General features: G+C 70.7%; 13 protein-coding genes. 5 read left to right on the forward strand and 8 right to left on the reverse strand.

Annotated features, from left to right (window positions below; translation table 11 throughout):
• Positions 1–324: 324 nt before the first annotated feature.
• On the reverse strand, positions 325–1,119 hold the full coding sequence (locus tag EOD42_RS12090) for a tetratricopeptide repeat protein (RefSeq protein ID WP_240655141.1): 795 nt from the start codon (positions 1,117–1,119) through the stop codon (positions 325–327).
• Between the two features lie 86 nt (positions 1,120–1,205).
• Here EOD42_RS12090 and EOD42_RS12095 point away from each other — a divergent pair, with 86 nt between their 5' ends.
• Positions 1,206–2,039: an NAD-dependent epimerase/dehydratase family protein gene (locus EOD42_RS12095; protein ID WP_127787810.1), complete on the forward strand. Its 834-nt coding sequence runs from the start codon at positions 1,206–1,208 to the stop codon at positions 2,037–2,039.
• 4 nt (positions 2,040–2,043) lie between these two features.
• On the opposite strand, the gene EOD42_RS12100 is transcribed toward EOD42_RS12095, so the two are convergent.
• From EOD42_RS12100 to EOD42_RS12120, 5 genes are all read right to left on the reverse strand, one after another.
• On the reverse strand, positions 2,044–3,123 hold the full coding sequence (locus tag EOD42_RS12100) for a glycosyl hydrolase family 8 (protein ID WP_127787811.1): 1,080 nt from the start codon (positions 3,121–3,123) through the stop codon (positions 2,044–2,046).
• Positions 3,116–3,637, reverse strand: coding sequence for a hypothetical protein (locus tag EOD42_RS12105; protein WP_127787812.1), 522 nt, complete (start codon positions 3,635–3,637; stop codon positions 3,116–3,118). The genes EOD42_RS12100 and EOD42_RS12105 overlap by 8 nt, the downstream gene beginning before the upstream one ends.
• Before the next feature lie 277 nt (positions 3,638–3,914).
• Entirely contained in the window at positions 3,915–4,883 is a 969-nt protein-coding gene (locus tag EOD42_RS12110) for a tripartite tricarboxylate transporter substrate-binding protein (RefSeq protein WP_127787813.1), read from the reverse strand.
• Positions 4,884–4,937: 54 nt separating this feature from the next.
• Positions 4,938–5,588, reverse strand: coding sequence for a DsbA family oxidoreductase (locus EOD42_RS12115; RefSeq protein ID WP_127787814.1), 651 nt, complete (start codon positions 5,586–5,588; stop codon positions 4,938–4,940).
• Entirely contained in the window at positions 5,585–6,274 is a 690-nt protein-coding gene (locus EOD42_RS12120; protein WP_127787815.1) for a glutathione S-transferase family protein, read from the reverse strand. The genes EOD42_RS12115 and EOD42_RS12120 overlap by 4 nt, the downstream gene beginning before the upstream one ends.
• 72 nt (positions 6,275–6,346) lie before the next feature.
• On the opposite strand from EOD42_RS12120, the gene EOD42_RS12125 reads away from it, so the two are divergent.
• A complete protein-coding gene (locus EOD42_RS12125; protein WP_127787816.1) occupies positions 6,347–7,507 on the forward strand; it encodes a 4-hydroxybenzoate 3-monooxygenase in 1,161 nt (386 codons plus the stop codon).
• Here the strand turns inward: EOD42_RS12125 and EOD42_RS12130 are convergent.
• Together EOD42_RS12130 and EOD42_RS12135 are read right to left on the reverse strand one after the other, a co-directional pair.
• Positions 7,504–8,451 (reverse strand): 5-oxoprolinase subunit C family protein, encoded by a 948-nt coding sequence (locus EOD42_RS12130; protein WP_127787817.1) that lies wholly within the window; start codon positions 8,449–8,451, stop codon positions 7,504–7,506. The two genes, EOD42_RS12125 and EOD42_RS12130, sit on opposite strands and share 4 nt — an antisense overlap.
• Positions 8,448–9,161: a 5-oxoprolinase subunit B family protein gene (locus EOD42_RS12135; RefSeq protein ID WP_164867908.1), complete on the reverse strand. Its 714-nt coding sequence runs from the start codon at positions 9,159–9,161 to the stop codon at positions 8,448–8,450. Before EOD42_RS12135 ends, EOD42_RS12130 begins: the two co-directional genes overlap by 4 nt.
• 100 nt (positions 9,162–9,261) lie before the next feature.
• Here EOD42_RS12135 and EOD42_RS12140 point away from each other — a divergent pair, with 100 nt between their 5' ends.
• The 3 genes from EOD42_RS12140 (at position 9,262) to EOD42_RS12150 (ending at position 12,039) form a co-directional block, all read left to right on the forward strand.
• Complete coding sequence (locus EOD42_RS12140) at positions 9,262–10,032, forward strand: LamB/YcsF family protein (RefSeq protein WP_127787819.1); 771 nt, start codon at positions 9,262–9,264, stop codon at positions 10,030–10,032.
• A 73-nt stretch (positions 10,033–10,105) separates the two neighbouring features.
• Positions 10,106–10,408 (forward strand): DUF3293 domain-containing protein, encoded by a 303-nt coding sequence (locus tag EOD42_RS12145; RefSeq protein ID WP_240655142.1) that lies wholly within the window; start codon positions 10,106–10,108, stop codon positions 10,406–10,408.
• Positions 10,396–12,039: an NAD(P)/FAD-dependent oxidoreductase gene (locus EOD42_RS12150; RefSeq protein WP_127787821.1), complete on the forward strand. Its 1,644-nt coding sequence runs from the start codon at positions 10,396–10,398 to the stop codon at positions 12,037–12,039. The genes EOD42_RS12145 and EOD42_RS12150 overlap by 13 nt, the downstream gene beginning before the upstream one ends.
• Positions 12,040–12,125 lie beyond the last annotated feature (86 nt).

Consider the following 12,125-nt stretch of genomic DNA (forward strand, 5'->3'; position numbering starts at 1 on the left):
GGGCGGGCGCCTCGGCCCGGGGGGCGGCCTGGGGGGCGACTTGGGGGGCGGCCTGGGGGGCGGCCTGGGGGGCGGGCTGGGCTTGCGGTCCCGGCGAGGCGGCGGCGGGAGGGGCGCTCGCGGCCGGGCGGGGCGGCGTGGCGGGCGCCGACGGACGCTGGCTGCCTACCCACCCCTGTTGCCAAGCAAGAAACGCAGCGCCGGCGCCGACCGCCAGCAACCAGATCCAGCGCTGCACCGCAGACTCCTTCGAGATTCGCGTTATCGGAGGAATCGGATAGGGCCCGGGGGGCTTTCACGCAATGGTCATCGCGGCGCGCCCTGTCAGCGCTGCGGCAGGCCTGCCTCGTTCAGCGCCAGATTCTGCTGGGCAAGCTCCGCGGCCGGGGTTTCCGGCGCCACGCTGATCACACGCTCCCAATCCTCGCGCGCGGCTCCTTCCTCACCCCGCAGCTGGTGCAGGATGCCGCGTTCCAGCAGCGCCTCGGGGTTGTCCGGGGCCGCGGTCAGCGCCTGCTGGATGGCGCGCATCGCGTCTTCCACGCGCTCCAGGTTCCGCAGGGCGGAGGCACGGAAGACGATGGCCTCCACCCGGTCCGGGTCCAGGCGCAGCACATTGTCTAGCTCCTGCAGGGCCTCGGAGTACCGGCGCATGGCCGCCAGCGCCACGGCGCGGTCGGTCATCAGGTCGGTATCCTGCGGCTCCATCGTCAGGGCCATTGTGGTGGCGCCATAGGCGCGGGCCGCATCGCCGGCCATCATCCAGGCCTGGCCGGCCTGGCCCAGCACGGCGGCGCGGGCGGCGGCGCTGGCCTGGCTGTCGCGCGCGATGCGCTCCAGCTGCTCGGCCGCGCGCTCCGGCGCGCCCAGCCCGATCATGGCGAGCGCCGAGCAATGGCGGGCCCCTTCGCCGCCGCCCTGGCCCGCCCATTCCTCGGCATAGGCCATGGCGGCATCCGAATCCTCGCGCAGCAGCGACAGGCAGCGCTCATACTCGGCGCTGTCCGTCAGCCGGGGCGGCTCGGGTGGGACCGGGATCTCGACCTGGCTGGACTGGGGGGCGTGCAGCCACCACCAGGCGCCGCCCGCGGCGGCCGCGCATATCACGAGGCCCGCCAACAGGGCGGGAAGGGGTAGCCGGGGGGGTGTCACAGCCTCCATATACAGCGGAGCGGCAATCGCCACACCCCCGCCATAGGTAACAGATGCTTCCACGGATATTGATCATCGGCGGCGGTTTCAGCGGCGGCGCCGTCGCGAAACTGGCCCGCGAGCAGGGATTTCCCGTCACCGTCACCACGCGCTCCGATGCCGGGGAGGGCGCCATTCCCTTCGCGCAGGCCGGGCAGGCGCTGGACGCGGCCACGCATCTGCTGGTGACGGCCCCCCCGACCCAGGGCATCGACCCCTTCCTGGCCGCGCATGGGCAGGCCCTGCCGGGTGCCCTGCGCTGGGTGGGCTATCTCTCGACCACCGGGGTCTATGGCGACCGGGGCGGCGCCTGGGTGGATGAGACGACGACCCCCAACCCGGGGCAGGCGCGCAGCCGGTCCCGCGTCGCGGCGGAGGAAGCCTGGCGCGCGGCCTGCGCGCGCTGCGCCTTGCCGCTCGATATCATGCGCACGGCCGGCATCTACGGGCCCGGGCGCAGCGCGCTGGACGACCTGCGCGCGGGCAAGGCGCGGCGGCTGTTCCGCGAGGGGCAGCTGTTCGGGCGGATCCATGTGGAGGACATCGCGCGCGCCGTCCTGGCGGCGATGGCCGCCCCGCCCGCCGGGGTGCGCGTGCTGCACCTGGCCGACGACGAGCCCGCGGGGCCCGCCGATGTGGTGGCCTATGCGGCCGGCCTGCTGGGTGTCGAGCCGCCGCCCGTCATTCCCTATGAGCAGGCCGAGCCCACCATGACCGAGATGGGCCGCAGCTTCTGGCGGGAGAACCGCCGCGTCTCCAACGCCGCGACCAAGCAGGCGCTCGGCATCGCCTGGCGGCACCCCACCTATCGCGAAGGGCTGGCCACCATCCTGCGCGACGGCGGCTGAGCCTTCAGCTGGCAGCCGAGGAGACGTCGCCGCGCCGTTCCAGATCGGCCCAGGCCTGGCGCGCGAGCAGCAGCAGCGCGCATTCATAGTAGTGCCGGGCGCGCTCGACATTGCCCAGCGCGCCGGCCGCCCCCCAGCCCGCGCGGCTGGCCATGACCAGGGCGGAGATGGCGCTCACGCCCTCACCGGCCGGATAGGGTGAGATGGAGCCGGTGCTGAGCACCGTCCACGCCGGCACATAGGGATGGCGCCGATCGGTCCAGAATCGGGCCGCGCTGTCCGACAGCGCGCGGTCCATGCCGCCGGCCCAGACGCCGTTCAGCAGCACGCGCAGGGCGTCATAGCCGAAGCGGTCGCCGCGCTGCGGCTCGACCGAGACGCGCCCGCTCTGGCCGTCCATCACCACCCAGTCGGCCGGCAGCTGCCACTGGCCGAAGCGCGCCTGGCCCATCAGGCGGGGGGTGTCGTTCATCAGCGCGCCCCAGGCCGGGTGGGGCACCACCTCCGCCAGCACCCGCATCGCGGGAGAGACGTAGTAGGACGGGTTCAGCACGAAATTGCCGCGCTGCTCGAAGCCCCAGGCGCCGGGCAGCATGACGGTGCGACCGTTCACCTGGCGCGTCAGCTGTCCCAGCATCGCCCGTGCGGAGCGGCGGGCGAGGGTGATGTAGTCGCCATCCGGCCATTGCCGCTGGGCCTCGGTCAGCGCCCAGGCGAAATAGAGGTCGGCATCCGTCGCGTTGTTCAGGTCGTCGACCACGCCGCCGCCGGGGCCCGGGCCGGGGCGGAAGCGCCAGGCCAGCAGGCCGTCGCCGCGCAGGCCGAGGCGCCGGTGGGTCCATTGCAGGATCTGGTCGAAGGCCTGGCGGTCCTGGTGCCGCACGGCCAGCAGCAGGCCCCAGGCCTGGCCTTCGGAATGGGAGACATTGCCGTTGGCCGTGTCGATGATCCGCCCTTCCGGTGTCAGGAAGCGGGTCTTGAAGGTCTCCCATCCCGTGGCGGGCCGAGGGCGGGCCTGGGCGGCGGCGGGCAGGGAGGCTGCGCCGGCGGCAAGCAGGCGCCTTCCGATTCGCAGGTCAGACATCGTAGCCGATCCGTTTCAGAAGATGTTGGATGGGGGCGGGTTCCGTGCCCGCCAGGGTCTGGCGCAGGCGCGCGATCTCCAGCTGGCTGGCGCGCAGATGGGCGGCCAGGGCCCGGCGGGCCGTGGCGCGGCGCAGTGCCTGGGGCACGGCGCGCTCCAGCTCTCGGGTGGAGGGGCGGGCGGGCAGCAGGTCCGCGACGCGGCAGCGCATGGCGCGCGCCGCGATGTCGGGGGCGATGCCGTCCGCGAGCAGGATGACTTCCAGCGCCGCGCTGTCGTCGCGCATCCGCATGGCGCTTTCGGCCAGTTCGATGGCGCCGGGATGATCGAGCGCCAGGATCAGCAGGCCTGTATCGGTGGAGCGGCGGAGGTGATCGAGGACATCACGCGCATCACGTGCCTCTGTGATGGCCGGCGCGAGGCCGGCAAGGCTGGTGGCGACCGGGGCCAGCAGCAGCACGGAAAGCTGCTGCACGGTGGTGGCGGGCGATGCGGAGAACGAGACCTGTTGCATGACCTCAAAATTAGGAGAGAGGCCGTTTTGGGTTCGATGAAGGAATTATCCCGATTGGTCAGCGAAAATTCAACTTTTGTTGAATGTTAACGAAGCATTGAATTTCTTACCGAAATCACTGTGCCTCGGGTGCCTGATGATGAACTTATGGTGAATCACGAATCCGTGATGTAGATCAATTGTGAGACGCCGCTCAGGAAGGTCGAGGCGGTCAATCGAAACGCGCCTCTCCCTATCGAACTGGAACACGCCAAATAAGTGTATTCCTAGGAATTAGTTATCGTAACGCTTGCGGTTCGATTCCGGCACGTCGCGCTGTTTCCCCCCACTTCGTCATCTCGGCCCGGACGAAATCCCGGGTCTCCGCCGGCGTGGAGCTGACGATTTCAGCGCCCAGAACGCGGTGCCGCTCAACCACGGCGGGCATGCGCAGGGCCGCCGCAACGTCGCGCGACTGTGCCGAGGCCAGATCCTCGTTCATGTTGCCCGGACCCATCACCATTCCCCAGGTGCTGGCCTCGAAACCGGGCAGCAGCGCCTCGGCCATCGTCGGCACATCCGGCAACTGGGGGCTGCGCGCCGCCCCGGTCGTGGCCATCGCCTTCAGCGCGCCGGACTGGATGTGGGGCAGGGCGGCGGGGACGGTGTCGAACATGATGTCCACGCGGCCCGCGATCAGGTCCGGATGCGCCTGGGTGCTGCCGCGATAGGGCACATAGGTCAGCTCCGTGCCCGTCAGGCTGCCGAACAGCACCGGGGCCAGCCGCACCACCCCGCCCGTACCAGCGAAGGTGACGGCCCCTGCGCCGCGCCGCTTCGCCAGCGCCACCAGCTCCGCCGGCGTGCCGGCCTCGAAGCCGCGCGCGGCGCACAGCACCAGCGGCGTGCGCGTGGTCAGCGACAGGAAGGTGAAGTCGGCCATCGTGTCGTAGGGCAGGCGGTAGAAGGCCGCATTCACCGGATGGCCCACGCTGACGAGCGACAGGGTGTGGCCGTCGGGCGCGCTGCGGGCCACCACCTCGGTGCCGATGATGCCGTCGGCACCCGCGCGGTTCTCCACCGCCACGGGCTGCGACCAGGTGGCCGAGAGCGGGTCGGCGATCAGCCGTGCCGTGATGTCGGAGACCCCGCCCGGGGTATAGGGAACGACCATGCGCACCGGGCGCTGGGCCGTGAAACGCTGGGCCTGGGCCAGCGCAGGCATGAGCAAGGGCAGCGCCAGCGCGCCGCGGCGGGTGATGGTCATGTTGTCCTCCCTTTATGGGAGGAAGCCTGCACCGCCACGGGGCCGCGCGGCAAGTCAGTCCTTCAGGAGGCCCTTCTCGCGCAGCAATGCCTCGCCGCGCCGGAAGGCGGCGGCCATCTGGGCCGCGGGCATGGCACCCGAGAACAGCAGGTGCCGCTCCAGCGCGAAGCTCGGCACGCCCGAGATGCCGCCCTGGCGGAAGGAGGCATCGGTGGCCACCACCTGCTCGCGGTCCTCGTCGGAGGCGAGGTATTCGGCGGCATCCAGCCCGTGCTCGGCGCCGATGCGCGCCAGCACCGCCAGGTCGCCGATATCCTCGCCGTCGTGGAAATAGGCGCGGAACAGGGATTCCAGCAGCGGCTGCTGCACGCCATGGCGCTGGGCCAGCAGCGACAGGCGATGGGCGTTCAGGGTGTTGGGGGTGCGGGCCTGGCGCTCCAACCGGAAATCCACGCCCGCCGCGTCACCTGCCGCCGTCACCTGGGCATCCAGTTCCTTCGAGCGCTCCAGGCTGCCGAATTTCGCCGCGCGGTACTCGGCCCGCGCCACGCCCTCGGCCGGCATCTCGGGGTTCAGCTGATACGGGTGCCAGGCCAGCTCCGCCTCCCAGCCCAGCTCGGCCAGCGCGCCCTCCAGGTTGCGCTTGCCGATCCAGCACCAGGGGCAGATCGCGTCGGAGACGATGTCGATGCGCAGCTTGCTCATGCCGTGTAGCCCTTCGCCTTGGCAGCCATGCCGTCGAACAGCGCGAAGCCGCGCGCGCGCCAGTCGAAGACGACGTCATCCTCGGCCAGCAGGCGGAAGGGGCTCGTGCAGCGCGCCCATTGGAAACTGCCGAGCACGATGTAGTCAGCGTAGTTGGGCGTGTCACCGCCCAGCCACGGTTTTCCGGCCAGGGCGCCGCGCAGCGGCTGCAGCAGCTTGCGGAAGGCGGGCAGCTCGACCTCTCGCTTGGCCTGGATGGCCTCCAGCGAGGCACCGAAGCGTGCCTCCCGCGTCTGCCGGAAATAGGCCTGGTCGGCGGGGGCCAGGCAGCCATGGATGTCCATGATGATCAGCCGCGCCAGTGCCGGGTGCAGCGCCGTGTCGGCCCAGGAATTGACGAAGCGCACCAGCGCGGGCGCGCCGCCGAACAGCGATGGCCGGTCGGGGTGCTTCTCCTCCAGCCATTCGGCGATACGCCAGGAATCGGACAGCACCGTGTCGCCATCGACCAGCACCGGCACCAGCCCCTGGCCGGAGAAGGCCAGCCGGTCCTTCTCGGTGAAGCGCCAGGGGGTGCCCTCCGCCTCCAGGCCCTTATGGGCCAGCGCGAAGCGCGTGCGCCAGCAATAGGGGCTGAACCGGCGTCCGGGATCTTCCCCGGCGAGTTCGTACAGCAGGCGCGACATCGTTTCCCCCGTTGCGTGTTGGCGGCTCCGTCCGCGATTGTGGGCGATAATCAGGGCAAGGGGGAGGGGCGCATGCGCTGTCAGGTGGGCATCATCGGCGCGGGGCCGGCGGGGCTGCTGCTGGGTCATCTGCTGCATCGCGCGGGCATCGACGCGGTGGTGATCGAAGCGCGCTCCCGCTCCTATATCGAAGGCCGCATCCGGGCGGGATTGCTGGAGCAGGGCAGTGTGGAGACCCTGGTGGAGGCCGGCGTCGGGGACCGGCTGCTGCGCGAGGGCCTGCCGCATGAGGGGCTGGAACTGCGCCACGAGGGCGGGCGGCGCCGTATCGAGCTGACGCGCCTGACCGGCAGGCGCGTCACCATCTATGGCCAGCAGGAGGTGGTGAAGGACCTGGTCGCCGCGCGGCTCGCGGCGGGTCTGCCGCTGCATTTCGATGCCGCGGGCGTGCGTGTCGAGGGGATCGACGGCCCGCGCCCGGCCATCCACTTCACCCAGGGTGGTGAGCCGCGTCGCCTGGATTGCGACATCGTCGCGGGCTGCGACGGCTTCCACGGCATCGCCCGCGACGCCATTCCCGCCGCCGCGCTGCGTATCCTGGAGCGTGTCTATCCCTTCGCCTGGCTCGGCATCCTGGCCGAGGCACGGCCGATCTCGCATGAGCTGATCTATGCGCGCCACCATGACGGCTTCGCCCTGGCCACCATGCGCAGCGAGACGCTGAGCCGCCTCTACCTGCAATGCGCCCCGGACGAAGACCCGGCCAACTGGCCTGACGGCCGCATCTGGGCCGCGCTGGAGCGCCGGCTGGGCGCGGTGAATGAGGGGCCGATCATCCAGAAGGGCGTGACCGGCATGCGCAGCTTCGTGGCCGAGCCCATGCGCTTCGGCAGCCTGTTCCTGGCCGGTGATGCCGCCCACATCGTGCCGCCCACGGGTGCGAAGGGCATGAACCTGGCGATTGCGGATGTGCGGGTGCTGGCCGCCGCGCTGGACGGCTTCTTCCGGCGCGGAGAGACGCGGCTGATGGACGAATACAGCCGCATCTGCCTGGCACGCGTGTGGAAGGTGCAGCGCTTCTCCTGGTGGATGACGCAGATGCTGCATCGCTATGACGCCGAGGACGGCTTCGAGCACCATGTCCAGGCGGCCGAGCTGGACTACCTGTTCCAGAGCGAGGCCGCCCAGATGACGCTGGCCGAGAACTATGTCGGCCTGCCTTACGAAGTCTAGACGTCCCGCATCCGCCCGAAGGTTGCCGCCTCTGCCTCGGCCAGCATGAAGGCGGCGGCCTCGGCCTGCTCCACCGCCACCGCCTCGAAGCGCAGCGTGGTGCCCGGCACGGCCTGGCCCAGCCGGTGCATGTCGGCGGTGATGATGGTGGCGATCTTCGGATAGCCGCCGCAGCTGTGCCGGTCGGCCATCAGCGCGATCGGCTGGCCGTTGCCCGGCACCTGCATGCAGCCCGTGGTGTTGGCGTCGGAGACGATCTCCTTCGCGCCCGCATGTTCCAGCGCCGCGCCTTCCAGCCGCACGCCGATGCGGTCGGCGTCGCGCGTCACGGTATAGGGTGTGGTCAGCAGGGTGCGGATGGCCGCATCCGTGAACATCTCCTGATGCGGGCCGAGGACGACGCGCAGGGCGCGGCCGCGCTCGGCGGGCACGGGGTGCGGCAGGGCCAGATCGTGGCCGGGGTTGGCCTCCGGCTGGTTCAGCGGCAGGCGGTCCTCGGCATGCAGGCGCCGGCCCTTGAAGCCGCCGATGGCCGAGCGCGTGTAGGTGGACAGGCTGCCCAGCACCGGCTCGATCGCGAAGCCGCCCTGCACGGCCATATAGGCCACATTGCCGCGGATGGCCGCCAGATGGATCACCTGGCCGCGCCGGGCCACATGGCTGCGCCAGAAGGCGATGGGCTCGTCATCCAGGGTCAGGCGGCCCTCGGCGCCGGCGAAGGCGAAGCGCAGGCTGTCGGTGGCCACCCGGAACCTGCCGCCCAGGCGGCACATCTCCAGCGCGCCCTCGCCATGGTCGTTGCCGACCAGCGCATTGGCCGAACGCAGCGACAGCGCATCCAGCGCGCCCGAGGGCGCGACCCCGATATCCATGAAGCCCAGCCGCCCGCGATCCTGCACGGTGGTGAACAGGCCGGGCTCGATCACATCCAGGAAGTCGCTCATCGGCAGGCCTCACGCGGGTGCAGGGTGCCGGCCTCGAAGGCGGCATACAGAGTATCGTGTTCCTCAAGGCCCACGCGGCGGAAGGTGATCTCGTCGCCGGCCGAGAGCAGGGAGGGGCTTTCCCAGCGCAGGTCGAACAGGATGGCGGCCGTGCAGCCCAGCACGTTCCAGCCGCCCGGCGCCTCCACCGGATAGACATTGGTCATCAGCTCGGCCATCGCGACGGAGCCGCGCGGCACCCGCACGCGCGGCGGCACCCGGCGCGGCAGATACAGGCTGGGGTCCAGCCCGCCCAGATAGGGATGGCCCGGATAGCTGCCGACCATCAGCGCGGTGTAGCGCCCTGCCAGATGGCGGGCGATCAGCTCATCCACCGTGATCTTCAGCTTGCCCGCGCATTCGTCGAGGTCGAGCCCGTGCGGCTGCTCGTAGCAGACAGGCAGGATCCAGCGGCTGGAAGGTGCCTCCGAGGCCGTGGTCAGCCCCGCGTCCAGCTTCTCCAGCAGCTTCGACAGCGCGCGGGTGGTCAGCCGCACCGGGTCATGGATGATGGCGAGCGAACGGATGCCCGGCATGCTGGCCACGATGCCGGCCGGCGCGCGGGCCTTCAGCGCCGCCTCCAGCGCCCGGGCGCGGGCGGAAGCCGCCGGGTCGATCCCTGTGGAATACTCGGCCACCAGCATGCCGTCGCCGGCCAATCGCAATCGCATCCAGAACCCCCGGAATCCGCACCCCTGAACGGGGCGCCATCTTGGCAGGCTGGCGGGCTGCTGCAACCTTGGGCGGCATCGGATTTCAGGAGCTTCAGATATGCCCGTGGTGAACATCAATTCCGACATCGGCGAGAGCTTCGGCCCCTGGAAGATGGGCGACGATGCGGGGGTGATGCCGCTGATCGGCAGCGCCAACATCGCCTGCGGCTTCCATGGCGGCGATCCGAACGTGATGCTGGACACGGTGAAGCTCGCCATGTCCCACGGCGTGACGCTGGGCGCGCATCCGGGCTTTCCTGATCTGCAGGGCTTCGGCCGCCGGCAGATCAAGATGTCCGCCAAGGAAATGGAGAACATGTGCGCCTACCAGATCGGCGCGCTGATGGGGGTTGCCGCCATGGCGGGCGGCAAGGTCACGCATGTGAAGGCGCATGGCGCGCTCGGCAACCTGACGGCGGTGGACATGGACGCGGCCCGCGCCCTGGTGCGCGCCATCAAGGCCATCGACCCCAAGCTGATCCATGTGGGCCTGGCCAATTCCTGCCTGGCCAAGGCCACGCTCGAAGCCGGCATCCCGCTGGCCAGCGAGGGCTTCATGGACCGCATGTATGACGATGACGGCAACCTGACCTCCCGCGCCAACGCGGACGCCGTGCACCACGACCCGGCCGTCGCCGTCCGCCAGGTGCTGGCCATGGTGCAGGAGAAGGTGATCGTGACCCGCAGCGGCAAGCGCATCCCGGCCGAGATCCATACCCTGTGCGTGCATGGCGACGAGCCGACGGCGCGCGCCCTGGGTGCCGCGGTGAAGCAGGCGCTGCTGGATGCGGGCGTGGAGCTCAAGACCCTGCCGGAGATGGCCCTTTAACAAGGCCCGCGCCTTCCGCCTCAGTACCTACGAGGCAGCGGGCATCCGGGTGCGGCCGGGCGACCGCATCCGGATGCGCGGCCTGTTCCTGACGGCCGAGAACCCCGGCGGCCGCCGCTGGCCCGCCGGGTTGAACCGCCGCCGCATGGCGCTGCTGGCCGCCTTGCTGCCCCGGCCATGGCTACCGGCCTGGTCGGGCCTGGGAGGTTGGCGAGAGGCGATGTTCCTGGCCCCGGACACGCGCCGCACCCGTCGCCTGGCCCGCCGTTTCGGGCAGGCCGCGGTGCTGCTGCTCGGTCCACGCGGGGCACGCCTGCATTGGCTCGCTTGCTCCGGGCCGCACAAGCTGGCATCCGCCCGCCCATGCTGCGCCTGACGGAAATCCGCCTGCCCCTCGACCACACCCCCGCCGCCCTGGCGGAGGCGGTGCGCGAGAAGCTCGGCCGGCCGCCCCTGGCCTGGCAGGTGGTGCGCCGCGGCTATGACGCGCGGCAGAAGCGCGCGATCAAGCTGGTCTATTCCATCGACGCCGTGGTGGCCGATGAGGCGGCGCTGTTGGCGCTGGGCGACCCGCGCATCCGCCCCGCCCCCAGCATGCGCTATGATTTCGTGGCCCATGCGCCCGAGGGCTTCGAGGAACGGCCCGTGGTGATCGGCGCCGGCCCCTGCGGGCTGCTGGCGGCCCTGCTGCTGGCCCAGATGGGTTTCCGCCCCATCATCCTGGAGCGCGGCCAGGCCGTCCGCACCCGCACCCGCGATACCTGGGGCCTGTGGCGCCGCGGCGTGCTGGACCCCGAGAGCAACGTGCAGTTCGGCGAGGGCGGCGCCGGTACCTTCAGCGACGGCAAGCTCTATTCCCAGATCCGCGATCCGCTGCTGCATGGCCGCAAGGTGCTGACCGAGTTCGTGAAGGCCGGCGCGCCCGAGGAAATCCTCACCCTTTCCAAGCCGCATATCGGCACCTTCCGCCTCGTCTCCATGGTCATGAACATCCGGGCCGAGATCGAGGCGCTGGGCGGCGAGTACCGGTTCGGCACCAGGATGGAGGAAGTGCTGCTGGACGACAGCCGGGCGGTGCGCGGCCTGCGCCTGTCCGACGGCTCGGTGCTGCCGGCGCGGCATGTCGTGCTGGCCCCGGGCCATTCCGCGCGTGACACCTTTCAGATGCTGCATGAGGCGGGCGTCGAGATGCACGCCAAGCCGTTTTCGATCGGCGTGCGGATCGAGCATCCCCAGCGCCTGATCGACGCCGCGCGATTCGGCCCCTCGGCCGGGAATGAGCTGCTGGGGTCGGCCGACTACAAGCTGGTGCATCACGCCGCGAACGGGCGTGCCGTCTACAGCTTCTGCATGTGCCCGGGCGGCAAGGTGGTGGCCGCGACCAGCGAGGCCGGGCGCGTGGTGACCAACGGCATGAGCCAGTATTCCCGTGCCGAGTTCAACGCCAATGCCGGCATGGTGGTGAATGTGGGGCCCGGGGATTTCCCGGGCGAAGGCCCGCTGGCGGGCATCGAGTTCCAGCGCCATCTGGAGAGCCTGGCGTTCCAGGCGGGTGGCGGCGATTACCGCGCCCCCGCCCAGCGGGTGGGCGATTTCCTGGCCGGCCGCCCCAGCACCGGCCTGGGCGACGTGACGCCCAGCTATCGCCCCGGCGTCACGCCCACCGACCTGGCGCTGTGCCTGCCCGAATTCGCCGTCAGCGCGATGCGTGAGGCGCTGCCGGCCTTCGGCAGGCAGTTGCAGGGCTTCGACATGGCCGATGCCGTGATGACGGGTGTGGAGACGCGCACCTCCTCTCCGCTGCGCATCGCGCGCACGGATCTGTGCGAAAGCCCCAATACGCCGGGCCTGTACCCGGCGGGCGAGGGGGCTGGCTATGCGGGCGGTATCCTCTCGGCCGGGGTGGACGGCATCCGCGTGGCGGAGGCCGTGGCGATGGCCATGCTGGGCCGCGAACTGCCGCCGGAACGGCGCCGCCACGGCGTCGTGACCGAGGGTTGGGGCTGAGAACGGCCCCTCGGCGTCTGCAACCATTGAGTGTGTTGCGTTTCGACGTTCGAGTGGCCGCTAAGCCGCGCCTGATAAGCCTTTGA

Source organism: Rhodovarius crocodyli, from assembly GCF_004005855.1.
Lineage (GTDB): Bacteria > Pseudomonadota > Alphaproteobacteria > Acetobacterales > Acetobacteraceae > Rhodovarius > Rhodovarius crocodyli.